Here is a 23,949-nt window from a genome sequence, read left to right as displayed (position 1 = left end):
TGACGCGCATAATGGAGAGTTATTATGAAAAAGATCCTTATTGCCGCCGTTTCCGGTTTCGCTCTTCTGGGCCTTGCCGCCTGCAGCGAGGGCGACAACACCACAACGCAGAGCGTCGAGCCCACGCAGCAGGATACCGCTCCGATGGAGCAGCCTTCGGCAACGCCGGACGCCACTGCGCCTGACGCTACAGGTACTGCCCCTCAGGGCCAGGACACGATGCAGCAGTAATCTCCGTCCTCTTCAGGGTGACAGAAGAGCCGGCGGGAACGCGACGTTCCTGCCGGCTTCTTGTCGTTGAGGCATGCGTCATGATTGCCCGTCCGTGAAGGATTTGAGCGATTTCGCCTTGACGCAAAATGTTCTAGAAGACGGGCATGACGTTCTGGGCCCGCATCACCGACTTCATAACCCGAGCGCCGGGGAGTGCGCTTTCGGCCATGGTCGAAGCGATCCGCACCGTGTTCGAGGGCGACCCGCACTTGCGCAGGCGGGTGGCGTTCTCCATCGCCATCATCGCTCTTTCGGCGAAAATGGCGAAGGCCGACGGCGTCGTGACACCTGATGAAATACAGGCCTTCCATGAAATCTTCTCCGTGCCGCAGCAGGAGATGGCCAATGTGACGCGGCTATATCGTCTGGCCCAGCAGGATGTTGCAGGCTTCGAGGCCTATGCGCAGCAGATGGCAGGTCTTTGCGGTTCCGAAGGGCCCAATTGCATGATGCTCGAGGATATTCTCGATGCACTGTTTCACATTGCCAAGGCCGATGGGGTAATCCACGAACGGGAAACCGACTTCCTGCGACGCGTTGCCGACATTTTCCGTATCGAGGAGGATCATTTCGAACAGCTTCTCTCGCGCCATGCCATCATGGGTGAGGGTGATCCCTACCTGGTGCTTGGCGTGGAGCGGGGATCGAGTTTCGACGAGGTGAAAAGGCGGTATCGCAAACTGGTCTCGGAGAACCACCCCGACAGGCTGATCGCGCGCGGAGTGCCCGAGGAATTTCTCGCGATCGCCAATACACGGGTTGCTGCGATCAATGCGGCCTTCGAGAGCATCGAAAAGGCAAGGGTGGGCGCGTGAGCGCGGATGCTGTGTTTCAGCCCGATTATGCCGGCGCCGAGGTGGCGATGTCTCCCAATTTCGGGATGCGGCGTGGCGCCAGAAAGCCCGATGCGCTGATCCTTCATTATACGGGCATGGAGACGGGAGAAGGCGCGCAGGCCTGGCTCTGCGACCCGCGCAGCGAGGTCTCTTCTCACTACATCGTTCACGAAGACGGACGCATCGTGCAGATGGTGCGCGAAGCCGACAGGGCCTGGCATGCGGGGCGTGGCTCCTGGGGCGGGGTCGACGATGTAAACTCGTTTTCCATCGGCATAGAGATCGTCAATGCCGGGCCATTGCACGGATTTCCGGGTTTCCCCGATGCCCAGATCGAGGCGGTAATCAGGCTTTCTGGCGACATTTGTCGGCGCCACCGTATTTTTCCGCACCGCGTTCTCGCCCATTCCGACACCGCGCCGGGACGCAAGATCGATCCGGGCGAGCGATTTCCATGGCATGTTCTGGCTGCTGCCGGAGTGGGGCACTACGTGCTTCCGGTGCCGGTCACACCGGGCAAAATCCTGCAGGAGGGAGATCGGGGGGCGGCTGTCGACGGGCTCAGGCGAATGCTCGCGCGTTATGGCTATGATGTTGAAAAAGAAGGGTTTTTTGATCCATCTTTGTCTGCGGTTGTGCAAGCCTTTCAGAGGCATTTTCGACCCGCACAGGTTGATGGTGTTGCTGATCTTTCGACTTGCGGAACCTTGAGGGGGCTTCTGGATTCATTGCCAGATGCAGAAAATTACTCCATGTAACCCTCGGGTTCTTCTTCAAGCGCCTGTTTCAATGTGTAATTCTTTTTGAATTGAGCGGCCATTTTTGTTTCCTCTTCGGCTGCGAAACAGCCAGCCGCATTGAAGTTGAGGGGCGTGGCTCCGAGCTTCCCACACATTGAAAGCAACAGCTGCGCATCAAAGTCGCGGCAAGAATTCACGGGTCGAAATGAAAATCAAAATCCTTCTCGCGGCAGCATTCGCTGTCAGCGCCACTGTATCTTTGTCTCATGCTGAAGATACGCCGGACGTTGCGCAACAAATCGCAATCTTCTCGGCCAAGAAGAGGCAGCAGGAAGCGGATGCAGGCAAGGAAGGCGCGGGCGGGTCGTTCCTGCGCGATCTCATTCGTGGCGGACGCCCGGCAAATGTCGACAAGACGACCACTGCGTCCATCAGCACCAAGAAGGTGTCAGGCAAGTCGATTGCCGCCAAGTCCACCGTCACAAAGTCTGCCAAGGGCGTCTCCTACCAGACCATTGTCGCGCGGTATGCCTCGGCCTATGGGGTTCCGGTTTCGCTGGCCCATGCCGTTATCCGCATCGAGAGCAATTATCGCGCCAATGCGCGGGGCCGTGCCGGCGAAATCGGCCTGATGCAGATCAAGCCGTCAACTGCCCGCATGCTTGGGTACACGGGTTCGGCCAAGGGCCTCTACAATCCCGATACCAATGTCAAATACGGCATGAAGTATCTTGCCAAGGCGCACAAGCTCAGCGGCGGCAATACCTGCGGAACGATCCTGCGCTACAATGCGGGTCATGGCGCCAAGCGCATGAACCCCGTCTCTTCCGCATATTGCTCGAAGGTGAAGCGGATCCTCGGCCGCTGATCTGCGGCCCCGGATGGAGGGGTTCGTGTGTGCCGCATCTGTTTTGAGTTGCGTTTTGCTGCGCGAACCCCTTTATACACCTTGCCAGCCGGTCGGACGGCCGCGCGAACGAGAGCCGAAAGGCTGTTTGCGAGGAAAGTCCGGGCTCCACGGAAAAACGGTGCCGGATAACTTCCGGCGGGGGTGACCCCAGGGACAGTGCCACAGAAAGCAGACCGCCCCGCCTGTTTTTCGGTTCGCTCGCTTCGGCGGAAGAACCGAAATACTGGCGGGGCAAGGGTGAAAGGGTGGGGTAAGAGCCCACCGCGTCGCCGGTAACGGGGACGGCACGGTAAACCCCACCGGGAGCAAGACCGAATAGGGACGGCGCGAGGGGCAACCCTCAGGGCTTTTTCCGGCCCGACCGTCCGGGTAGGTTGCTAGAGGCCGATGGCAACATCGGTCCCAGAGGAATGGTCGTCACGTCGCGTTGCCTGTGGGCGCGCGGCCATACAGAACCCGGCTTACAGACCGGCTGGCATCTTCCTACCCGTCCCCGCTTCAATCAGCGCGGGATCAGACCGAAACGAGGCGCAAAGCGCCTTTCAATCCCTTCCATGCCCAGTTTCCAGCCTTCGACGGATCGCTTTCGATGCTGCGATTGCTCGTCTGTCATCTGCTGGCGGTGCGCCGCAGCCCGGCATTCGTAACCCTTCGTTAGCCTTAACAAGCGATAAAGGCCGATGGTCTGCGAAACGTCGAAATTCGCCGTCAAACGGGCCTTTGTGAGGCCTAATCCCGTTGACGCCCATAGCAGCCCATGATACCCCATATTACAAATCAGCGTTTCGTTGCAGTTGGCGTTCGTTTTGGAGTCGCAAGTCCCTGTGTTTCGGGCGGTTTGCGGGTCTTGGGTTCACCTTTGCAGGGGAGCGGGCAAGTGTTCATCGAGCCGTGGGGCGCGGCCATTGAAGAGATGCAGAGGGACAGCGGCCTGACGGTCGCGGCGCGTCATGGATCGATTTCTGTCGAATGCGGTGAACAGGATCGACTCGAAGGGACGGGTTTCCGTTCCTGCGCATTTCCGTTCTGTCGTTCAAAAGCGCGGCTTCACCGAACTCTATGCGTTGCGGGCTCTCGACATTCCGGCGATGGATGTGGGTGGCCTGGACCTGCTCGACCGCTACGAGGAGCGGATCGCGCAGGAGGATCCCTTTCTCCAGACGGCGGACGACATGTCGTTCTTCGTGCATGGCGACGGAGCGTTTCTGAAGCTCGATCAGGACGGGCGCATCACGGTCTCGGATTTCATCCGCGAGCATACGGGCATTACGACGGAAGTTGCGTTTGTGGGGCGTGGTCTGTTCTTTCAGATGTGGGAGCCGGAGCGTCTGGCCGTGCATGGTCGTCAAGTGCGCGAGCGGCTTTCCAAGCTGCGTCAGGCGGCCATTGCGGTTCGGGCGCCGGGGCAGGCGGAATGATGGCGGGCCCCGATGGCTCAGGCCAGTCCGGTGGCGGACCGGCCCGTCATATTCCCGTTCTGCTCGATGAGGTCGTTGCGGCGCTCGGACCCTGCGACGGCGCAATCTTCATCGACGGGACCTTCGGTGCCGGTGGTTATACTGGAGCGCTGTTGAATGCCGGCGCGTCGGTGGTCGCGATCGATCGTGATCCGACGGCGATCGACGCAGGGCAGGCGCTGGTCGCGGGTTCGGGCGGGCGCTTGAGGCTCGTTGAGGATCGCTTTTCCAATCTGGATGCTGTCGTCGATGCTCCTGTCGACGGCATCGTGCTCGACATTGGCGTTTCCTCCATGCAGATCGATCAGGCGGTACGCGGTTTCTCGTTCCAGAAGGATGGCCCGCTCGACATGCGCATGGAGCGCAGGGGCATGAGTGCTGCCGACGTGGTGAACACGATGAAGGCGGGGGATCTCGCGCGCATCTTCGGTATTCTGGGAGAAGAGAAGCAGGCAGGGCGCATTGCACGCGGCCTTGAGCGCATGCGGGCCGAACGGCCTTTTGAAACGACGCTCGAGCTCGCCAATGCGGTGGAGAAGATCGTTGGCCGCCGCCCCAAAGAAAAGATTCACCCTGCCACGCGTGTGTTTCAGGGCCTGCGTATTTTCGTGAATGACGAGCTCGGCGAACTGGCGCGGGCGCTCTTTGCCGCCGAGCGCGCGCTCAAGCCCGGCGGCCGGCTGGTGGTGGTCACGTTTCATTCCCTCGAGGACCGGATCGTCAAGAGGTTCATGTCCGAGCGCGCGGGCGGGCAGGGTGCGTCGCGACACCTGCCGGAAGCTTCCGGTCCGGCTGCGACCTTCGAGAAGCCGTCGAAATCCGTCTCGGCAAGCGAGACGGAGACTGCGCGCAATCCAAGGGCCCGTTCTGCGCGCCTGCGGCGGGCGGTGCGGACAGCGGTGCCTGCGGGTGCCGTCGATTATGAAATTGTCGGCCTGTCGCGCTTTCCGCGGCTGCCAGGTGTATCGGAAAGGTAGGGGCGAGCCATGTTTCGAACCAGCGATATCGTGTTGATCACCGTCATGTTGGCGGCGGCGGCCTTTACCTACAAGACCAAGCACGATGCCGAGGCCAAATACGACGAGTTGCGCAAGATCCAGACCCAGGCCCGCCTGGAAGAGGACACGATCAGCATCCTCAAGGCCGACTGGAGCCTTCTGACGCAACCCTCGCGCCTTCAAAAGCTTGAGGAAAGATACAATGACGAGCTGGGGCTGAAGCCGGTGAACGCCCCCCAACTCGCCGAGTTTGCCGATCTGCCGCAGCGTCCGCTCACGATAGAAGGCATCGTGACCGATATGGCCAAGGCCGACGGCGGACCTGATCGAACCGTGACGGGGGCGGTGAAGCCATGAGCGAGAAGAACGCATCCACGCAAGAGGAACTGGGCGGTTCCGCTGTCAGGCCGGGTGCTGCGACCATCGTCATGGATGGCGCCGGCAAGGCGCGCGGCGGGCGGGCGCAAAACCGCGTCATTATGGCGATGGCGCTGATCTTCTCGATCTATGGCGCCATTGGCGGGCGTCTCGTCTATCTGGCAACGCAGGAGGAGCCGGAAGCAACGGTACCGGCCGCCCGCATCACGGCGTCGCGTCCCGATCTCGTCGACCGCAACGGTGAAGTGCTTGCCACGGACATCAAGACGGCCTCGCTGTTCGCGGAGCCGCGCCGGATCGTCGATGTGGACGAGGCCATCGAGAAGCTCGCCACCGTGCTTCCGGACCTCGATTACGAACAGACTTACCGGCGGCTGGACAGCGATGCGGGATTTGTGTGGCTGCGTCGTCAGCTTTCGCCGCGCCAGCAGGCGGAGATCATGGCGCTCGGCATTCCCGGACTCGGGTTTCGCACCGAAAAGCGTCGCTTTTACCCCGGCGGTCCCACTGCTTCCCACATTGTCGGTCTCGTGAATATCGACAACAAGGGCATCGCGGGCATGGAAAAGTTCGTGGATGATCAGGGGCTTGCCGATCTGCAGGCCACTGGTCTTGCCGTTGCGGGACATATGGAGCCCGTGCGGCTTTCCATTGATCTGCGCGTGCAGCATGTCATTCGCGACGAATTGGCCCAGGCCATGCAGCGCTACAAGGCTGTCGCAGCGGGCGCGATCATGCTGAATGCCCGCACCGGCGAGGTCATGGGCATGGCTTCGCTGCCGGACTACGATCCGAACAACCCGGTCAACGCGCTGGAGAAGGACCGCCTGAATCGCGTCTCGGCCGGTGTTTTCGAGATGGGCTCGACCTTCAAGCTGTTCACCACGGCGATGGCGCTCGATTCCGGCCTCGTCAAGATCACGGACCGCTTCGACGCCACGCGACCGATCCGCATCGGCGGCTTCACCATCAACGATTTCCATGGGAAGCGCCGGGTTCTCAGCGTGCCGGAAATCTTCATCTACTCATCGAATATCGGTACGGCGAAAATGGCCGATGTGGTGGGCATCGAAGGCCATCGCAATTTCCTGAAGAAGATCGGTCTTCTCACCCGTACTCCCACCGAGCTGCCGGAGGTCGCCATGCCCACCGAGCCGAAGGAATGGAAGAAGATCAACTCGGTCACCATTTCCTATGGCCACGGCGTTGCGACGACGCCCCTGCAGACTGCCATGGCGGCCGTTGCCATGGTCAATGGTGGCAAACTCATTCCGCCGACCTTCCTGCCGCGCAGCGAAGCCGAGGCGAATGAGATCGCAACCCAGGTGATTTCGCCCAAGACCAGCTCGCAAATCCGCTACCTCTTCCGCTACAATGTGGAGAAGGGAACGGGCGGCTCCGGCAGCCGGGCGGATGTGGAGGGCTATTTCGTCGGCGGCAAGACAGGCACAGCCGAAAAGGTCATCAACGGGCGCTATTCGAACAGTGTCCGTTTCAATGCCTTCATCGGTGCTTTTCCGGCGGATAATCCGGACTATGTGGTGCTGACTTTCGTGGACGAGCCGAAGCCCGAACGCGAGGGCATCGGCGCTACTGCGGGCCTCAATGCGGCGCCGATGGTGGGTAACATCATCCGCCGTACGGCCACCCTGCTTGGCGTCAAGCCAGAATTCAGCCATGAAAGTAAGGCTTTGCTCGTCTCGCAACAGTGAGTCGGTATAGCAATCTGGGAGCGACGTTCATTGAAGAAGTTGGCATTGAAGAAGTTTGGTTCCGATGAAATTCAGTGAGTTTGCAGACATCCTGCCTCCGAACGGGGCCTTGCCTGCGAACGCGCAGATCACCGGCATTTCTTCGGATTCGCGTCGTGTCGAGGCCGGAAATCTCTTCTTCGCGCTGGCTGGCAGCAAGGCCGATGGATCGACTTTCGCAGCCGATGCGGCCGGCAGGGGCGCCATCGCTGTCGTGGCACCGGCAGGACACATCAAGGACAATCCGGGCGCGCCCGTCATCGAGGTCGACGATGCCCGTAAGGCGCTCGCCTTTTGCGCGGCGCGCTTCTATCCGCGCCAGCCGGCGACGATGGTCGCGGTGACCGGTACCAGCGGCAAGACATCGGTTGCTTCTTTCACGCGCCAGATCTGGGAACATGCCGGCCTCGCCGCCGCCAGCATAGGCACGACCGGGGTGGTGGCTCCGGGGCGCGACGATTACGGTGAACTGACGACCCCCGATCCCATCTCTCTGCATCGGCTGCTCGACGAACTGGCAGGCGAGGGCGTGACGCATGCCTCCATGGAAGCTTCCAGCCATGGGCTCGACCAGCGCCGTCTCGACGGTGTGCGGCTTGCTGCCGGCGGTTTCACCAATCTCGGTCGCGATCATATGGATTACCATCCAACGGTCGAGGAATATCACCGCGCGAAGCTGCGTCTTTTCGATACGCTTCTGCCCAAGGGAGCGCCGGCGGTGATCTTCGCCGACGACCCATGGTCCGAGCCGACGATCAGGGCTGCGACAGCCGCCGGTCTCAAGGTTCTGACGGTGGGGCGCCATGGCGATTTCCTCAAACTGAAGCGGGTGGAGCATGAACGGCACCGCCAGCGTGCGGAGGTCGAGCATGAAGGCACGATCCATGAGATCGACCTGCCGCTTGCAGGTGATTTTCAGGTGGCGAATGCGCTTGTTGCAGCCGGGCTTTCCATGGCTACGGGGACGCTTGCAGGCGTTGCCTTTGCAGCGCTTGAGAAACTGAAGGGCGCTTCGGGGCGGCTGGAACTGGTCGGCTCCGCTGAAAATGGCGCTCAGGTCTATGTGGACTATGCCCATAAGCCGGACGGGCTGGAGAATGTGCTCCAATCGGTGCGCCCGTTCACCACGGGACGGGTGATCGTCGTCTTCGGATGCGGGGGTGACAGGGATCGCGGCAAGAGGCCCATCATGGGAGAGATCGCGACGCGGCTTGCCGACGTCGCCATCGTGACCGACGACAATCCCCGTTCGGAGGACGCGGCGACGATCCGCGCAGCGATCATGGAGGCGGCTCCCGGTGCGCGCGAGATTGGCGACCGGCATGAGGCGATCCGCACCGCCGTGAGCATGCTTCAGGAGGGCGACACGTTGATCGTCGCAGGCAAGGGGCATGAGACCGGGCAGGAGATTGCGGGCGTCAAGCATCATTTTTCTGATCATGAGGAAGTGCGCGCGGCACTCGCGGAGCGCCTCGCATGAGTGTGTTGTGGACCTTCGAACAACTGGCGCAGGCGACCGGTGGGCGGCCGTTAGGCTCTGTTCCTAGCGGCATTACCGGCGTGTCCATCGACACGCGCTCCCTGAAACCGGGCGATGCCTTTTTCGCGATCCAGGGCGAGCGCTTTGACGGGCATGACTTTGCCACCGCGGCCATGGCTGCCGGTGCTTCCGTTCTGGTGGTTTCCGAGGGCAAACTGCCTGCACTTGGGCGGCTGGCGGTGGCCAAGCTTGTCGTTCCCGACGTCCTGAAGGCGCTTGAGGACCTTGGCCGGGCTGCACGTGAGCGCACGAAAGCCAAGGTGATCGCCGTGACCGGCTCGGCGGGCAAGACCTCCACCAAGGAGATGATGCGCCAGGCATTTTCGGCGGTGGGTACCGTCCATGCCGCGGACCGCTCCTTCAACAATCATTGGGGCGTGCCGCTGACGCTTGCCCGCATGCCGGCCGATTGCGATTATGCGGTGATCGAGATCGGCATGAACCATCCGGGTGAAATCCGTCCCCTGGTCGCAATGGCCAGGCCGCATATCGCCGTGGTGACGCTCATTGCCGCCGCCCACATGGGCTTCTTCAAGTCGCTTGACGAGATCGCCCGCGCCAAAGCCGAGATTTTCGAAGGCGTGGTTAAGGGCGGTTATGCGCTCATCAATCGCGACGACAAGCGGTGGAAGATTCTCTCCACCCTGGCTGCCGAGGCGGGGGTGAAGAATATCTGGGGGTTCGGTGAGAATGCGCGCTCCGAGGTGAAGCTTCTTCATGCCGAACTCGGTCCCCAATCCTCCACGCTTGCCGTGAAGATCGACGGCGAGGAGATAGAGGCGCGTCTCGGCGCGCCGGGCAGGCATATGGTGCAGAACGCGCTTTCCGTTCTTGGCGCGGCGAAGATCGCCGGTGCCGATCTGCAACGGGTTGCGCTTGCACTCGGTTCGTTTCGTGCCGAGGCCGGGCGTGGCCAGCGTCACCGCCTGCGGGTGGGAAGCGGCAGCTTCACCCTGATCGATGAAAGCTACAATGCCAATCCGGCTTCCATGAGCGCAGCCTTCGACCTGCTCGGCAAGTCGGAACTGGGCGCAGGGGGGCGGCGCATCGCCATTTTGGGCGATATGGCCGAACTCGGCGAACATTCCCACAAGCTTCATGCCGGGCTTTCCGATCTCGTGACGGGCTCGAAGACGGATATGGTCTTTCTCGCCGGCGCGGAGATGAAGGCATTGGCGGAGGCGCTGCCCGACGGTTTCGCGGTGGAACATCGCGAGCGCATGGATGATCTGCGCGGCCTTGTGATCGAAGCGGTCAGGCCGGGGGACGCGATTATCGTCAAATCTTCGAACAGCGCGGGTTTCGGCCGTCTGGTGGATGCCTTCCTGAATACTTTTCCGAGCGTGGCGACGGGGGATTGATCCATGCTGATGATGCTCGCCGAACTCGCCGATGAACTCTCGGTGTTCAATGTTTTCCGCTACATCACCTTCCGGACCGGAGCGGCGCTGATCACCTCGGCGCTTATCGTTTTCCTGTTCGGGCCGATGATCATCGCTTCCCTCAGGGTCCGGCAGGGCAAGGGGCAACCGATCCGCGCGGACGGGCCCCAGACCCATTTCAAGAAGGCTGGAACGCCCACCATGGGCGGCCTCATGATCCTGTCCGGCATTCTGGGCTCCTGCCTGTTGTGGGCCAATCTCAGCAGCGTCTATGTCTGGGTGGTGCTGATGGTGACGGTCGGCTTCGGGGCGATCGGCTTCTATGACGACTACCTGAAGGTCACGAAGCAGTCGCATCTCGGCTTTTCGGGGAAACTCAGACTGCTCATCGAATTTGCAATCGCGGGTGCTGCGGCCTGGTTCATCATGCGGGCGGGGCAAGAGCCCTTTTCCTCCTCCCTCACTTTCCCTTTCTTCAAGGACCTGATCCTCAATCTCGGCATCTTCTTCATTCCCTTCGCCGCCTTTGTGATCGTGGGGGCGGGCAATGCGGTGAACCTGACCGACGGGCTCGACGGGCTTGCCACCGTTCCGGTGATGGTGGCGGCCGCCTCCTTCGGCGTGATCGCCTATCTTTCGGGCAACGCCATTTTCGCGAACTATCTGCAGATTCATTTCGTGCCGGGAACGGGCGAGCTTGCCGTGATCCTCGGCGCGGTGATCGGCGCAGGTCTCGGTTTCCTTTGGTTCAACGCACCGCCGGCAGCTATCTTCATGGGCGATACGGGGTCGCTCGCCCTGGGCGGCCTGATCGGTTCGGTGGCGGTGGCAACCAAGCATGAGATCGTGCTGGCCATTATCGGTGGCCTGTTCGTGGTGGAAATCATGTCCGTGATCATCCAGGTGGCCGTCTTCAAGATGACCGGCAAACGGGTGTTCCTGATGGCGCCCATACACCACCATTTCGAAAAGCTAGGCTGGACGGAAAGTCAGGTGGTGATCCGCTTCTGGATCATCGCTGTGCTTCTGGCGCTGATTGGCCTTTCCACGCTCAAGCTGCGTTGAGGCGGACCGCATGATCCCCGTTTCGGTCTTCAAGGACAGGAAGGTCGCCCTTTTCGGCCTCGGCGGTTCCGGCATTTCCACAGCGCTGGCGCTGGCGGCTGGCGGTTCGCTCGTCACCGCATTCGACGATAATCCCGACAGTGTCGCGCGGGCTGCGGCAGAAGGCATTTCGGCGCGGGACCTCCATGAGATCGACTGGGCCGAAATGGCGGCCTTCATCCTGTCCCCAGGCGTGCCGCTGACGCACCCGCGTCCGCACTGGAGTGCGGACCTTGCGCGGGCGGCGGGTGTCGAGATCATCGGCGACATCGAACTGTTCGCCAGGCAGCGCCGTGCAAGCGCGCCGCAAGCGCCGCTGATCGGCATAACCGGCACGAATGGCAAGTCGACCACGACGGCGCTGATTGCGCATATGCTCGCCCATTCGGGACGCGATACGCAGATGGGCGGCAATATCGGCCGCGCGGTGCTGACCCTCGATCCACCGGCACCGGACCGGCATTACGTGATCGAATGCTCCTCCTACCAGATCGATCTTGCGCCGACACTCGATCCTTCGGTGGGTATTCTTCTCAATCTGTCGCCCGACCATATCGACCGGCACGGGACCATGGAAAACTATGCGGCGATCAAGGAGCGGCTGGTGGCGAAGAGTGCCCTGGCGGTGATCGGCGTGGACGATGCGGATTGCCGCGCCATAGCCAGCCGCCTCGAGGACGAGGGGCGGCGGGTGACGCGGATTTCGGCCACAACGCGGCTTGAGGACGGATTCTACGCTGAAGGGACCCGTTTGCTGCGGGCGCGAGGCGGCAAGACGGAAACCATCGCGAAGCTCGAAGGTATCGGGTCCCTGCGCGGCGCGCACAATGCGCAAAATGCGCTTGCAGCGGTCGTCACTTGTCTTGAATGCGGCCTCGATGCACGGGAGATACAGGCCGGTCTGGAGAGCTTTCCGGGTCTAACGCACCGCATGGAACAGGTGGCGCGGCAGGGCAAAGTGCTGTTCGTCAACGATTCGAAGGCCACCAATGCCGATGCGGCGGAGCGCGCACTGGCGAGCTTCGAGCATATCTACTGGATCGCGGGCGGCCTGCCCAAATCGGGCGGGATTGAACCGCTGCGCCCCTTTTTTCCGCGCATCGCCAAGGCCTATCTGATCGGCGAGGCGGCTCCGGCCTTCGCGGCCACCATAGGGGAGGCGACGCCGTTCGAAATTTCAGGTACCATTGAAGCTGCCGTCGAACATGCGGCGCGCGATGCGGCGGGCGATGTGGCAGGCGGTTCTGCGCCGGAGGCTGTGGTTCTGTTCTCCCCGGCTTGTGCGAGTTTCGATCAGTTCAGAAATTTTGAAGTGCGCGGCGAAGCCTTCCGCGAGGCGGTTCGTTCGCTTGCCGGCACGCAGATGATGGAGAAAGAGTGACATGGTGAGCCGGACCGACCGCAGCCCTGTCGCCAACTGGTGGTGGACAATCGACCGCTGGTTCCTGGCCGCATTTCTGACGCTGATGGGACTTGGCGTGGTCCTGTCCTTTGCCGCAAGCCCGGCGGTGGCCGAGCGCATCGGCTTGTCGAGCTTTCATTTCGTGACGCGGCAGATCATCTTCATGGTTCCGGCCGTGGTCGTGATGATCGGCATTTCCTTCCTCACGCCGCGGCAGGTGCGGCGCGTGGCGCTCCTGATGCTGGTCGGGGCGCTCGCCATGATGGTGATGACGCTGTTCTTCGGCATGGAAGTGAAGGGCTCGCGCCGCTGGCTGCATATTTTCGGCGTCTCGGTCCAGCCTTCCGAATATCTGAAGCCGGCATTTGTCGTGATCTGCGCATGGCTCTTCCACGAACATGCCCGCCAGCCGGAAATTCCGGGCAATCTTTTCGCGATGCTGCTTCTGGGCCTCGTCATGTCGTTGCTCGTCGCACAGCCGGATCTCGGGCAGACCATGCTGGTTCTCGGCACCTGGGGGGCGATGTTCTTCATCGCCGGCATGCCCTGGCTCTGGATCGCCGTGCTTGGTGCGGTCGGTGCGGGCGGCGCTTTCCTTGCCTACACGGTCTTTCCCCATGTGTCGGAACGCATCGACCGCTTCCTGACCGGAGAGGGCGATACCTATCAGGTGGACATGAGCCTCGAGGCGTTGTCGCGCGGCGGCTGGTTCGGACGCGGACCGGGCGAAGGCACGGTGAAGCGCATCCTGCCGGACAGCCACACGGATTTCGTCTTTGCGGTGGCCGGCGAGGAGTTCGGCATCATCCTTTGCTTCATCATTCTTGGCCTGTTCGCGTTCGTGGTGCTGCGCGGGCTCGCGAAGGCGCGCAGGGAGGAGGATGATTTCACACGCTACGCGGTGAGTGGTCTGGTCATCCTTTTCGGGTTCCAGTCCATCATCAACATGGCTGTGAATGTGCGCCTTATGCCCGCCAAGGGCATGACGCTTCCCTTTATTTCCTATGGCGGCTCCTCTCTCATCGCCATGGCGATTTCCATGGGCTTCGTGCTCGCCCTGACACGGCGCAGGCCGGAGAAACGGCGGCCCGTGACCTATGCTCCGCCCGCCGGAAGCGAGGCGCTTGCGGGCTGACATGGGCAAAGGAACGATCTTTCTTGCCGCCGGAGGGACCGGCGGCCATCTCTTTCCAGCCGAGGCGCTGGCGCATGAACTCAACGGGCGCGGCTGGTCCATGCATCTCGTGACGGATGCGCGGGCAGCCCGTTATGCGGAGCATTTTCCGGCAGATGAACTGCATGTCATCGAGGCCGCGACGTTTGGGTCGAAGAATCCGGTCGCGCTGCTGAAGGCCGGCTGGACCATCTGGCGCGGGGTAACGCAGGCATCCAAACTGCTCCAGCGGTTGAAACCCGCTGCTGTGATCGGCTTCGGCGGCTACCCGACGCTGCCGCCTCTTTATGCTGCGACGCGCCGCGGCGTGCCGGCGCTGGTGCACGAGCAAAACGCTGTGATGGGGCGGGCCAACAAGGCGCTTGCCACACGCGTTCAGGCCATCGCAGGTGGGTTTCTCAGGGCAGAGGGGCCCTTCGCAGAGAAAATCGTCGAAGTCGGCAATCCCGTACGACCGGCTGTGATCGAGGCCGCGGCTACGCCTTATGCGCCGCCCCGCAAAGGCGAGACAATTCGTCTTCTCGTGTTCGGAGGCAGCCAGGGCGCGCGCTATTTTTCCGACACGATGCCGGAGATCGTGGCGCAGATGCCCGAAGCACTTCGCCGGAGGCTCGCCATCACCCATCAGGCGCGTCCGGAGGACGAAGAGCGGGTACGGCGGTGCTATGAGGAGCTCGGAGTAAGCGCCGAGGTGGCGCCCTTCTTCGGCGATTTGCCGGCACGCATGGCGGCCGCCCATATGGTCGTCAGCCGCGCTGGCGCTTCCACGGTGCTGGAACTCTCCGTCATCGGCCGACCCGCTGTACTGGTTCCACTGCCGCATGCACTCGATGACGACCAGGGGCACAATGCGAAGATATTGGTGGATGCGGGCGGGGCGCTGATGCGGCGCCAGCAGGAGATCGACGTGGCGACCTTGGCGGGCGAACTGGCCGAGTTGCTGGAGAATGGCGAACGGCTTGCGGGCATGGCAGCAGGCGCGAAAAGCGTCGGCCGTATCGATGCGACGCGGTTGCTTGCCGATCTCGTGGAGGCTATTGCCTCCCGCACGCCCGTTACACGATTCAAGGAAGGACACGGCGCATGAAGATGCCGCAGACCATCGGTACAGTACATTTTGTCGGTATTGGCGGCATCGGCATGAGCGGCATCGCGGAGGCCCTGCATACGCTGGGGTACCGGGTGCAGGGCTCCGACCAATCGGAAAACGCCAATGTTCAGCGTTTGCGTGAAAAGGGCATTTCGGTGTTTGTCGGCCATGCGGCTGACAATCTCGGCGATGCCGAGGTAATCGTCGTCTCGACGGCGATCAAGAAGAACAATCCCGAGCTCATGGCCGCGCGCGAGCGTCATCTGCCTATCGTGCGGCGCGCCGAGATGCTGGCGGAGCTCATGCGCTTCCGGCAGGCCGTGGCGATCGGCGGCACCCATGGCAAGACCACGACCACCTCCATGGTGGCGGCGTTGTTCGATGCCGGCGGGTTCGATCCGACGGTCATCAATGGCGGCATCATCAACGCCTACGGAACCAATGCCCGCATGGGCGAAGGCGACTGGATGGTCGTTGAAGCGGATGAAAGCGATGGCAGCTTCCTGAAACTGCCGGCCGAAATCGCCGTCGTCACGAATATCGACCCGGAACATCTCGACCATTATGGTGGCTTCGACCAGGTGCGTGAGGCGTTTCGCCAGTTCGTCGAGAACGTGCCCTTCTACGGTTTCGCCGTCATGTGCATCGACCATGCAGAGGTTCAGGCACTGGTGGGGCGCATCGATGATCGCCGCGTCATCACCTATGGCGAGAATCCGCAGGCTGATGTGCGTTTTACCGGTCACCGCATGGACGGGGCGGTCTCGGTGTTTGACGTGGTCTTCCGCGACCGCAAGACGGGCAAGACCGAAACGCTGGAGGGGCTGCGCCTGCCCATGCCCGGCCGCCACAATGTCTCCAATGCCACGGCTGCAATCGCGGTGGCGCACGAGTTGGGCATCGGCGGGGAGGCAATCCGCGCCGGGCTTGCCGGGTTTGGCGGTGTGAAGCGGCGCTTCACGCATACGGGAAGCTGGAACGGCGTCAGCGTGTTCGACGATTACGGCCATCATCCGGTCGAGATCAAGGCCGTCCTGCGGGCGGCGCGCGAGGCCTGTTCGGGGCGTATTCTGGCAGTTGCCCAGCCACATCGCTATTCGCGCCTGCACGATCTGTTCGACGATTTCGCAGCCTGCTTCAACGATGCGGACAAGGTGCTGATCGCGCCGGTCTATGCGGCGGGCGAAGACCCCATCGAGGGGGTGTCTTCGGAAACGCTGGTTTCGCGCATCCGGGCTGCGGGCCACCGCGATGTCCGCTTCATCGATGGGCCTGAAGCGGTGAAGGCAATCGTGCGCGGCTGGGGCAAGGAGGGCGATTTCGTCGTCTATCTCGGCGCCGGCAACATCACGCAATGGGCCTATGCGCTGCCCGGCGAGCTGGAGGCCGGGGACTGATGCGGGGCGCTCAACTGCTTGAAAGCCTGGGGGACCGGCTGTCGGGCCTGCGCGGGCGCATCATTCCCGATTCCGGTATGGACAAGATCACCTGGTTCAGGGCCGGCGGGCAGGCGGATGCGCTTTTCCAGCCGGCCGACGAGGACGATCTGGCGGCTTTCCTGAAGGCCGTTCCAGACGAGATTCCGATCACCGTGGTGGGCATCGGCTCAAACCTTCTCGTCCGCGACGGGGGTATTCGCGGCTTTGTCGTGCGGTTGTCCGCCAAGGGTTTCGGCCATGCGGATGTCGTTTCCGAAACGCGGATCAAAGTGGGGACAGCCATTCCCGACAAGCGGCTCGCAGCGGTGGCGCTCGATGCGGGTATCGGCGGATTTCACTTTTACCACGGCATTCCGGGCGGAATTGGCGGTGCGTTGCGGATGAATGCAGGGGCAAATGGCGTCGAAACCTGCGAACGCGTTGTCGAAGTCCGCGCCCTCGACCGCAGGGGCGACCTGCACGTCTTTTCCAATGCCGATATGGGATATGCCTATCGTCATTCCACCGCGCCGAAGGACCTCATCTTCACCGAAGCTGTGATGGAAGGTTATCGCGAAGACAAGGCAGTCATCCAGTCGGAGATGGACGCAGTCCAGCATCATCGCGAAACGGTGCAGCCGATCCGCGAGAAGACGGGCGGATCCACCTTCAAGAATCCGCCGGGAAGCTCCGCCTGGAAGGAAGTCGACAAGGCCGGTTGCCGCGGGCTCATCATCGGCGGAGCGCAGATGTCGCCGATGCACTGCAATTTCATGATCAACACCGGCACGGCGACGGGTTACGATCTGGAATTCCTTGGCGAAACCGTCCGTACGCGCGTGCTGGATCATTCCGGAATCAAGCTGGAGTGGGAGATCAAGCGGATCGGCAGCTTCCGCGAAGGGCATGTGATCGAGCCATTTCTCGGACGTCTTTTGTAAGCGTAGGCGCTTCGGCGCCTTCACGAAATGTCGTTTGCGTTCACAAACCGTAACATTTTCAGAAAATTGAATCTTACGGAATCTCAAGGCCTTGCCATGGAATCAAACCTCTGATTCTTTGGGGTCATAAGTAATCACTGATTTGAGTCGCGGCGTACCGGTCGGGGGCTTTTCCGTTCAAGGGGGTCTTGCTCGACCAATGGATACTATTGCCCTGTTTTTGGGCTGGCCGGATAAGGGGGTGGCCGGGATATGAAGAGGAAGCACGTCGCCGTTCTGATGGGAGGATTTTCCTCCGAGCGGCCTGTCAGTCTCTCTTCCGGTGTGGCTTGCGCCGATGCTCTCGAAGTCGAGGGATACTCCGTCACGCGCGTCGATGTGGGGCGCGATGTGGCGAAGGTTATTGGTGAGCTCAATCCCGATGTTGCTTTCAACGCTCTGCACGGCCCCTATGGTGAAGACGGGACAATTCAGGGAATTCTTGAATATCTGAATATTCCCTACACGCATTCGGGGGTTCTTGCTTCAGCGCTCGCGATGGATAAGCAGCTTGCCAAGGCTGTTGCCCGGACGGTCGGGATTCCTGTCGCCGAAGCGGTCATTATGAATCGTTTCGAGATCGTTTCGGAGCACCCGATGGCGCCGCCTTATGTGGTGAAGCCCGTCAATGAGGGGTCGAGCTTCGGCGTTGTGATCGTGCGCGAGGATCAGTCGCATCCGCCGCAGATCGTAAGCTCTCCCGAGTGGCGTTACGGCGAGCGGGTGATGGTGGAGCGCTATATTCCCGGGCGTGAACTTACCTGTGCCGTGCTGGGCGAACGGGTCCTTGGTGTCACGGAAATCGTCCCCGTTGGGCATTCCTTCTATGATTATGACTCAAAATACGTTTCGGGCGGGTCAAAACACGAATGCCCGGCAAAACTTTCACCAAATATTTACCAAAAAATACAGACACTGGCGCTTGAGGCACACAGGGTAATCGGCTGCCGGGGCGTGACCCGGTCTGACTTCCGTTTCGATGATCGCTCTTCCGAGGATGGCGAGCTTGTCTGGTTGGAGATCAACACGCAGCCCGGCATGACGCCGACCTCTCTGGTGCCGGAAATCGCCGCTGAGGCGGGTTTGGGTTTTGGTGAATTGTTGAGTTGGATCGTGGAGGACGCCTCGTGTTCCCGCTGACGACACGGCAAAGCGGAGCAGTCCGCCTGGCCGGTGGCGATTTCGTGTTGCCGCGCTGGCTGCGGCGCCCGGCGCGCTTTATGCAGCGCGTGAATGCGGGCGAGGTCGAAGCGCCGCGCTACGGAGCGACCATTGCAAGCGCGCTGCTTCTGGGTGCTGCTGTCGCTTATGGAACCGTTGCCGGCGGACATATGCCGCAGGTGGTGGAGGCCGTAACGGCTCGTACCGGTTTTGCCATAGCCAAGGTGAATGTCGCGGGAAATCGCGAGACATCGGAGATCGATGTCCTGCAAGTGCTCGGACTTGACGGCTGGACGGCCCTCATGGGGTTCGATGCCGAAGCCGCAAGAGAGCGTATTGCGGCGTTGCCCTGGGTCGAGAGGGCAGCTGTGCGCAAGGTTTATCCGGGTACAGTGGATGTCGACATTGTCGAGAAATTGCCCTTCGCCATCTGGCAGCAGGGCAGCAAACTGTTTCTGATCGAGAAAGATGGCTCGGTGATCGTGCCGTTCAATGGTTCCAAATTCGCATCCCTGCCGATGGTTATCGGTTCGGGCGCTCGCGACTCCGGTCCGGCGTTCATCGCCAAGATCGACAGGCATCCGGACCTGGCTCGCCGCGTGCGGGCCTATATTCGCGTGGGTGAACGGCGCTGGGATCTGCGGCTCGACGACGGGGTGACCGTCAAATTGCCGGAGGCCGGTGAGGAATTGGCGCTAGCAACCCTGTCGCGGCTGGATCGCGAAGAGGGGCTTCTGTCTCGCGACATCACCTCCATCGATATGCGCTTGCCCGACAGGCTCGCAATCGGCCTTTCTCCGGAATCTGCCGAGGCGCATGAAGCTGCCATGCGCGAGCGGCTTGGTTTGAAGAAGAAATCCGGGGCGCGCATATGAACTGGTTATCAGAAACGAAGGATAGCGCGCGCCGCTCCGGCATCATTACGGTTCTTGATGTCGGCTCGAGCAAGATTTGCTGCATCATCGCCAAGCTGATGCCCAATGAGGAGGGGCGTGCCCTGCGGCATCGCACCCACCGGGTCAGGGTGATCGGCATTGGCCATCAGCAGTCGCAGGGCGTGAAGTCCGGGGTCATCATCGATCTGGACCGGGCGGAGGAAGCCATCAGGCTCGCGGTGGACGCGGCCGAGCGGATGGCAGGGCTGACGGTCGATTCCCTGATCGTGAACGTGTCGGCGGGACGGCTGAAGAGCGAAACGATCTCCGCGTCGATCAATCTTGGCGGCCACGAGGTCACGCGCTCCGACATCAACCGGGTTCTTGCCGCCGGTGCTCGTCACGGGCTCGCGATGGAGCGTGAGGTGGTGCATTCGCTTGCGACGGGGTTCAGCCTGGATGCCGAACGCGGCATTCGCGACCCGCGCGGCATGGTCGGTTCGCAGCTCGGCGTGGACATGCATATCCTGACGGCGGATGCCGCGCCCCTGCGTAATCTGGAGCTGTGCATCAACCGCTCGCATCTTTCAGTCGAGCGCATGGTTGCGACGCCCTATGCAAGCGGCCTTTCGGCCCTGGTGGACGACGAGGCCCAGATGGGGGCCGCCTGTATCGACATGGGCGGCGGCACCACGACGATTTCCGTGTTTTCCGAAGGCAAGTTCGTGTGGGGCGACGCCCTGCCTATCGGAGGCAATCACGTGACGATGGATTTGGTGCGTGGCCTTTCCGCACGGCTCGAAGATGCCGAGCGCCTCAAGGTCATGCACGGCTCGGCGCTTCTGTCGTCGAGCGACGATCGTGACATCGTTTCCATTCACCCAATGGGGGCGGAGTACGGAGAGCAGCCGATTCAGGTGCCACGCGCGGTGATGACGAGGATCATCCGTGCCCGCATCGAGGAAACGCTGGAGCTGGTGCGCGACAAGATCAATCGCTCCGGCTACGGCAGTCTGGTCGGCCGGCGTGTCGTTCTGACGGGGGGCGCAAGCCAGCTCGTCGGTCTGCCCGAGGCGGCACGCAGACTGTTCGGACGCAATGTGCGCCTTGGCCGTCCGCTCGGTGTTGCGGGACTTCCGGAGGCGGCAAAGGGGGCCGCTTTCTCCGCGACGGTCGGGCTCTTGATCTATCCGCAGGTGGCGGAGTTCGAAAACCGTGGCCGCGGCGGAAAGAGCGGCATTTTCACTCGCGCGACCGGCACTGGCGGCCGGCTGCAGCGCGTCGGCCAATGGCTGAAAAGCAACTTCTAGCGGGGGATACGCCCCAAGTGACGACCGCGGCGGCGAGGCGGCGGCAAAAGGCGGAAAGGACGAGACAATGACGATTAACCTGCAGAAGCCGGATATTACCGAGCTCAAGCCGAGGATCACCGTATTCGGTGTTGGCGGTGGCGGCGGCAATGCCGTCAACAACATGATCAACGCCGGCCTGCGCGGGGTCGAGTTCGTGGTCGCCAATACCGATGCGCAGGCGCTGACCCAGTCGCGCGCCGAGCGCCTGATCCAGCTTGGAGCCGCTGTCACCGAGGGACTGGGCGCCGGTTCCCAACCTGAAGTCGGTCGCGCCGCCGCTGAAGAATGCATCGACGAAATCCTTGATCACCTGACGTCTACCCACATGTGCTTCGTCACCGCCGGCATGGGCGGGGGCACGGGCACGGGTGCCGCTCCGGTCGTCGCCCGCGCTGCCCGCGAAAAGGGTATCCTGACTGTCGGCGTCGTCACCAAGCCGTTCCATTTCGAAGGCCAGCGCCGCATGCGCACCGCAGATGCGGGCATCGAGGAACTGCAGAAGTGCGTCGACACGCTGATCGTCATCCCGAACCAGAACCTCTTCCGCATCGCCAATGACAAGACGACCTTTGCCGATGCTTTCGCGATGGCAGATCAGGTTCTCTATTCGGGTGTTGCCTGCATCACCGACCTGATGGTCAAGGAAGGCCTGATCAACCTCGATTTTGCCGATGTGCGCTCGGTGATGCGCGAGATGGGCAAGGCCATGATGGGCACGGGCGAAGCTTCCGGCGAGGGTCGCGCGATGGCCGCTGCCGAGGCGGCAATCGCCAATCCGCTGCTCGACGAGAGCTCAATGAAGGGCGCCAAGGGCCTCCTTATCTCCATCACCGGTGGTCGCGACCTGACCCTGTTCGAGGTGGACGAGGCGGCGACCCGCATCCGCGAGGAAGTCGATCCGGACGCCAATATCATCCTTGGCGCGACCTTCGACGAGGAACTGGAAGGTGTGATCCGCGTTTCCGTGGTTGCCACCGGCATCGACAAGGCGGCCGCGGAATTGGCTGCTCCAGCGACGATCACGCGTCCGGCCGTAGCGCCGCGTCCGATCGAAGCGCCGCGCCCGGCCGCTGTCGAAGCGCGCCCGCAACCGGTTGCCGCCGATCCGGTCGCCGAGGCGATCCGCGAGGCAGAACGTGCCGTGCCGCAGACGCCTGCACCGGCTCCGCGCCCCGCAGCCGCCGCCGAGGGTTTCCAGCCGCAGAGCACGCTGTTCCGTCAGGCGCCAGAGCAGCCGGTTGCCCGCCCCGCCGTTGCCCCGCGTCCCGTTCAGGCCGCTCCGGTGGCTGCCGCCGTTCGCGAACCGCAGCCGCAGGCCGCAGCGCCCCGCATGCCGCGGGTCGAGGATTTCCCGCCGGTGGTCAAGGCTGAAATCGAGTCGGCATCCCATGCGCATCAGGAGCAGGAAGACCGCGGTCCGATGGGCCTCATCAAGCGCCTGACCCATGGTTTGTCGCGTCGTGACGGCGATGCCGCTCCGGTCGAGCAGCCGCGTGAGCCCAAACTTCGTCAGGCCGCGCCGCAGCCGCGTCACGCGGGCAGCAACGAGGCGCAGCTTTACGCGCCACGCCAGGGGCAGCTCGACGAGCACGGTCGCCTGACGACGCAGCAGCGCAGCGTCCAGGAAGACGATCATCTCGAAATTCCGGCGTTCCTGCGCCGGCAGGCCAACTGATCCGGAGGCCGGGCTTAAACGTCCGGCTTTTTCCGTATGTCGGGAATCGGTGACAAACTCGAGCCAGACGGAAAGACCGGACCATTCGCCGGCTATCGGATAACGCTTGTTAACAGCATGTTTCAGGGGAGGCGCTATGCGCCTCCTCTGTGTTTAAGAATTAGTAAATAAAACAGTGTCTTATAAGAGCATTACTGTGTTTGTGTGTCGTAACATGGAGTAAGAAAGCGTGATTTGGAGTCCGTGTCTCACGACATTATCTTTCGCCCTGGATAAAGGCGGGGCGTGGGACGCATTTGGGGGTGTCGTCCTAAGTATCTTCGAACATGCGGCTGCGTGCCCTTGTGCGCGGGCTGCGGATTAGACGAGCTGACGGGGACCCATTTTGCTCGAATATCAGACGACACTGAAATCGCGTTGTTCGCTCTCTGGCATCGGCGTTCATAGCGGCAAACCGGTTTACATTCATTTTTCGCCCGCCGACGCGGACACCGGTGTGGTGTTCCAGCGCATCGACGAGGGCGGCACCGGCCGCGTGATCCGCGCGCTGGCTTCCGAAGTCGCACAGACCGATCTCTGTACCGCTCTTGGCGATGTGCGCGGTGAGCATGTCGCGACCATCGAACATCTGATGGCGGCTTTGATGGCCGTGGGCATCGACAATGTCGCGATCGAGATCGACGGCAGCGAAGTGCCGGTGCTCGACGGTAGCGCCATCGGTTTCGTGGAGGCCTTCGAACAGGCAGGCGTCGCCACCCTGGGGGTGAAGCGGCGTTACATTCGCGTGCTCAAGCCGGTCCGTATCGACAATGGGAATTCCTGGGCCGAGTTTCGTCCGCACGACGGAACGCGCTTCGAGGTGGATATCGATTTCGATTCGCCGGCCATCGGGCGTCAGTCCTTGTCGCTCGATCTCAGCGCCCGCAGCTTCCGCGAGGAAGTGGCACGTGCCCGCACCTTCGGGTTCATCAAGGATGTGGAGCGCCTCTGGGCAGCCGGCTTCGCGCTTGGTTCCTCGCTCGAAAATTCCGTGGTGATCGGTGAGGATCACAAGGTCATCAATATGGGCGGCCTGCGCTACCCGGACGAATTCGTGCGCCACAAGATGCTTGACGCCGTCGGCGATCTGGCTCTGGCAGGTGCGCGTTTCATCGGCTGTTTCCGTTCATATCGTGGCGGGCACAGGCTGAATGCTGCGGCGCTCCGTCATCTTCTGACCGATCGTTCGGCCTATGAAGTTGTCGAGACCACGCGCCGCGAGCAGGGGCGTCGTGCGGAAATGGTGGCGGTCAACGCACCGGTCTACGCCCCCTGGATGATCTGAGCCGATGCTTTTTGCTGCCCGCGGCTGTTGATGGCCGGGGGCTTTTGACGGCGAGACGTCTCACCGCCACAAAATTGCACCATTGCGCGGCAATAGCGTTGCCGGGGCAGCAGTGATATGCTCTATGGC

The 23,949-nt window shown here is 62.0% G+C and carries 21 protein-coding genes and 1 other RNA gene; all 22 read left to right on the top strand.

Annotated features, from left to right (window positions below):
* Window positions 1–24 precede the first annotated feature (24 nt).
* The 22 genes from NA8A_RS05270 to lpxC all read left to right on the top strand — a co-directional run bounded on the left by NA8A_RS05270 (window position 25) and on the right by lpxC (window position 23,820).
* The gene (locus tag NA8A_RS05270) at window positions 25–231 is read left to right on the top strand and encodes a membrane lipoprotein lipid attachment site-containing protein (RefSeq protein WP_009449599.1); all 207 of its coding nucleotides are present in this window, start codon (window positions 25–27) and stop codon (window positions 229–231) included.
* 146 nt (window positions 232–377) lie between these two features.
* A complete protein-coding gene (locus NA8A_RS05265) occupies window positions 378–1,088 on the top strand; it encodes a J domain-containing protein (protein ID WP_009449598.1) in 711 nt (236 codons plus the stop codon).
* Between the two features lie 47 nt (window positions 1,089–1,135).
* Window positions 1,136–1,867 carry an N-acetylmuramoyl-L-alanine amidase gene (locus NA8A_RS05260; RefSeq protein ID WP_051017960.1) on the top strand — a complete coding sequence of 244 codons (732 nt, stop codon included), beginning with the start codon at window positions 1,136–1,138 and terminating at the stop codon, window positions 1,865–1,867.
* Between the two features lie 187 nt (window positions 1,868–2,054).
* Window positions 2,055–2,717: a lytic transglycosylase domain-containing protein gene (locus NA8A_RS05250; RefSeq protein ID WP_009449595.1), complete on the top strand. Its 663-nt coding sequence runs from the start codon at window positions 2,055–2,057 to the stop codon at window positions 2,715–2,717.
* A gap of 84 nt (window positions 2,718–2,801) precedes the next feature.
* An RNA gene (gene rnpB / locus NA8A_RS24290) (RNase P RNA component class A) lies at window positions 2,802–3,239 on the top strand.
* Between the two features lie 470 nt (window positions 3,240–3,709).
* Window positions 3,710–4,177: a division/cell wall cluster transcriptional repressor MraZ gene (gene mraZ / locus NA8A_RS05240; protein ID WP_009449593.1), complete on the top strand. Its 468-nt coding sequence runs from the start codon at window positions 3,710–3,712 to the stop codon at window positions 4,175–4,177.
* Window positions 4,174–5,193: a 16S rRNA (cytosine(1402)-N(4))-methyltransferase RsmH gene (gene rsmH, locus NA8A_RS05235; protein WP_040671858.1), complete on the top strand. Its 1,020-nt coding sequence runs from the start codon at window positions 4,174–4,176 to the stop codon at window positions 5,191–5,193. The genes mraZ and rsmH overlap by 4 nt, the downstream gene beginning before the upstream one ends.
* A 9-nt stretch (window positions 5,194–5,202) precedes the next feature.
* On the top strand, window positions 5,203–5,571 hold the full coding sequence (gene ftsL, locus NA8A_RS05230; RefSeq protein WP_009449591.1) for a cell division protein FtsL: 369 nt from the start codon (window positions 5,203–5,205) through the stop codon (window positions 5,569–5,571).
* Window positions 5,568–7,304 (top strand): peptidoglycan D,D-transpeptidase FtsI family protein, encoded by a 1,737-nt coding sequence (locus NA8A_RS05225; protein ID WP_009449590.1) that lies wholly within the window; start codon window positions 5,568–5,570, stop codon window positions 7,302–7,304. The genes ftsL and NA8A_RS05225 overlap by 4 nt, the downstream gene beginning before the upstream one ends.
* Window positions 7,305–7,368: 64 nt before the next feature.
* Window positions 7,369–8,823 carry a UDP-N-acetylmuramoyl-L-alanyl-D-glutamate--2,6-diaminopimelate ligase gene (locus NA8A_RS05220; protein WP_009449589.1) on the top strand — a complete coding sequence of 485 codons (1,455 nt, stop codon included), beginning with the start codon at window positions 7,369–7,371 and terminating at the stop codon, window positions 8,821–8,823.
* Complete coding sequence (locus tag NA8A_RS05215) at window positions 8,820–10,244, top strand: UDP-N-acetylmuramoylalanyl-D-glutamyl-2,6-diaminopimelate--D-alanyl-D-alanine ligase (protein WP_009449588.1); 1,425 nt, start codon at window positions 8,820–8,822, stop codon at window positions 10,242–10,244. Before NA8A_RS05220 ends, NA8A_RS05215 begins: the two co-directional genes overlap by 4 nt.
* Window positions 10,245–10,247: 3 nt before the next feature.
* Window positions 10,248–11,330 (top strand): phospho-N-acetylmuramoyl-pentapeptide-transferase, encoded by a 1,083-nt coding sequence (gene mraY, locus NA8A_RS05210; protein WP_009449587.1) that lies wholly within the window; start codon window positions 10,248–10,250, stop codon window positions 11,328–11,330.
* Window positions 11,331–11,340: 10 nt separating this feature from the next.
* The gene (gene murD / locus NA8A_RS05205) at window positions 11,341–12,750 is read left to right on the top strand and encodes a UDP-N-acetylmuramoyl-L-alanine--D-glutamate ligase (RefSeq protein ID WP_009449586.1); all 1,410 of its coding nucleotides are present in this window, start codon (window positions 11,341–11,343) and stop codon (window positions 12,748–12,750) included.
* Between the two features lies 1 nt (window position 12,751).
* A complete protein-coding gene (ftsW, locus tag NA8A_RS05200) occupies window positions 12,752–13,906 on the top strand; it encodes a putative lipid II flippase FtsW (protein ID WP_009449585.1) in 1,155 nt (384 codons plus the stop codon).
* Window position 13,907: 1 nt separating this feature from the next.
* A complete protein-coding gene (gene murG / locus NA8A_RS05195; protein WP_040671920.1) occupies window positions 13,908–15,032 on the top strand; it encodes an undecaprenyldiphospho-muramoylpentapeptide beta-N-acetylglucosaminyltransferase in 1,125 nt (374 codons plus the stop codon).
* Window positions 15,029–16,432 carry a UDP-N-acetylmuramate--L-alanine ligase gene (gene murC, locus NA8A_RS05190; protein WP_009449583.1) on the top strand — a complete coding sequence of 468 codons (1,404 nt, stop codon included), beginning with the start codon at window positions 15,029–15,031 and terminating at the stop codon, window positions 16,430–16,432. The genes murG and murC overlap by 4 nt, the downstream gene beginning before the upstream one ends.
* The gene (murB, locus tag NA8A_RS05185; RefSeq protein WP_009449582.1) at window positions 16,432–17,394 is read left to right on the top strand and encodes a UDP-N-acetylmuramate dehydrogenase; all 963 of its coding nucleotides are present in this window, start codon (window positions 16,432–16,434) and stop codon (window positions 17,392–17,394) included. The genes murC and murB overlap by 1 nt, the downstream gene beginning before the upstream one ends.
* A gap of 252 nt (window positions 17,395–17,646) precedes the next feature.
* A complete protein-coding gene (locus tag NA8A_RS05180; protein WP_009449581.1) occupies window positions 17,647–18,573 on the top strand; it encodes a D-alanine--D-alanine ligase in 927 nt (308 codons plus the stop codon).
* Window positions 18,561–19,469 carry a cell division protein FtsQ/DivIB gene (locus NA8A_RS05175; RefSeq protein ID WP_009449580.1) on the top strand — a complete coding sequence of 303 codons (909 nt, stop codon included), beginning with the start codon at window positions 18,561–18,563 and terminating at the stop codon, window positions 19,467–19,469. The genes NA8A_RS05180 and NA8A_RS05175 overlap by 13 nt, the downstream gene beginning before the upstream one ends.
* Window positions 19,466–20,779, top strand: a complete 1,314-nt coding sequence (gene ftsA, locus NA8A_RS05170) for a cell division protein FtsA (RefSeq protein ID WP_009449579.1) — start codon at window positions 19,466–19,468, stop codon at window positions 20,777–20,779. Before NA8A_RS05175 ends, ftsA begins: the two co-directional genes overlap by 4 nt.
* A gap of 67 nt (window positions 20,780–20,846) precedes the next feature.
* Entirely contained in the window at window positions 20,847–22,496 is a 1,650-nt protein-coding gene (ftsZ, locus tag NA8A_RS05165; protein ID WP_009449578.1) for a cell division protein FtsZ, read from the top strand.
* A gap of 385 nt (window positions 22,497–22,881) precedes the next feature.
* Entirely contained in the window at window positions 22,882–23,820 is a 939-nt protein-coding gene (lpxC, locus tag NA8A_RS05160) for a UDP-3-O-acyl-N-acetylglucosamine deacetylase (protein WP_009449577.1), read from the top strand.
* The last annotated feature ends 129 nt before the right edge of the window (window positions 23,821–23,949 follow it).

Origin of the sequence: Nitratireductor indicus C115, from assembly GCF_000300515.1 — a bacterium.
GTDB classification, from domain to species: Bacteria; Pseudomonadota; Alphaproteobacteria; order Rhizobiales; family Rhizobiaceae; genus Nitratireductor; species Nitratireductor indicus.
This window is presented reverse-complemented; position numbering and strand designations above follow the sequence as displayed.

What these genes read in the sequence shown, in the direction of transcription:
- rsmH (WP_040671858.1), top strand. Translation starts at nt 4,174, where the DNA reads ATGATGGCGGGCCCCGATGGCTCAGGCCAGTCCGGTGGCGGACCGGCC.
- mraZ (WP_009449593.1), top strand. Translation starts at nt 3,710, where the DNA reads ATGGATCGATTTCTGTCGAATGCGGTGAACAGGATCGACTCGAAGGGA.
- mraY (WP_009449587.1), top strand. Translation starts at nt 10,248, where the DNA reads ATGCTGATGATGCTCGCCGAACTCGCCGATGAACTCTCGGTGTTCAAT.
- NA8A_RS05180 (WP_009449581.1), top strand. Translation starts at nt 17,647, where the DNA reads ATGAAGAGGAAGCACGTCGCCGTTCTGATGGGAGGATTTTCCTCCGAG.
- ftsL (WP_009449591.1), top strand. Translation starts at nt 5,203, where the DNA reads ATGTTTCGAACCAGCGATATCGTGTTGATCACCGTCATGTTGGCGGCG.
- NA8A_RS05270 (WP_009449599.1), top strand. Translation starts at nt 25, where the DNA reads ATGAAAAAGATCCTTATTGCCGCCGTTTCCGGTTTCGCTCTTCTGGGC.
- NA8A_RS05260 (WP_051017960.1), top strand. Translation starts at nt 1,136, where the DNA reads ATGTCTCCCAATTTCGGGATGCGGCGTGGCGCCAGAAAGCCCGATGCG.
- murD (WP_009449586.1), top strand. Translation starts at nt 11,341, where the DNA reads ATGATCCCCGTTTCGGTCTTCAAGGACAGGAAGGTCGCCCTTTTCGGC.
- ftsA (WP_009449579.1), top strand. Translation starts at nt 19,466, where the DNA reads ATGAACTGGTTATCAGAAACGAAGGATAGCGCGCGCCGCTCCGGCATC.
- murB (WP_009449582.1), top strand. Translation starts at nt 16,432, where the DNA reads ATGCGGGGCGCTCAACTGCTTGAAAGCCTGGGGGACCGGCTGTCGGGC.
- NA8A_RS05220 (WP_009449589.1), top strand. Translation starts at nt 7,369, where the DNA reads ATGAAATTCAGTGAGTTTGCAGACATCCTGCCTCCGAACGGGGCCTTG.
- ftsZ (WP_009449578.1), top strand. Translation starts at nt 20,847, where the DNA reads ATGACGATTAACCTGCAGAAGCCGGATATTACCGAGCTCAAGCCGAGG.
- NA8A_RS05265 (WP_009449598.1), top strand. Translation starts at nt 378, where the DNA reads ATGACGTTCTGGGCCCGCATCACCGACTTCATAACCCGAGCGCCGGGG.
- ftsW (WP_009449585.1), top strand. Translation starts at nt 12,752, where the DNA reads ATGGTGAGCCGGACCGACCGCAGCCCTGTCGCCAACTGGTGGTGGACA.
- NA8A_RS05215 (WP_009449588.1), top strand. Translation starts at nt 8,820, where the DNA reads ATGAGTGTGTTGTGGACCTTCGAACAACTGGCGCAGGCGACCGGTGGG.
- NA8A_RS05250 (WP_009449595.1), top strand. Translation starts at nt 2,055, where the DNA reads ATGAAAATCAAAATCCTTCTCGCGGCAGCATTCGCTGTCAGCGCCACT.
- murG (WP_040671920.1), top strand. Translation starts at nt 13,908, where the DNA reads ATGGGCAAAGGAACGATCTTTCTTGCCGCCGGAGGGACCGGCGGCCAT.
- NA8A_RS05225 (WP_009449590.1), top strand. Translation starts at nt 5,568, where the DNA reads ATGAGCGAGAAGAACGCATCCACGCAAGAGGAACTGGGCGGTTCCGCT.
- murC (WP_009449583.1), top strand. Translation starts at nt 15,029, where the DNA reads ATGAAGATGCCGCAGACCATCGGTACAGTACATTTTGTCGGTATTGGC.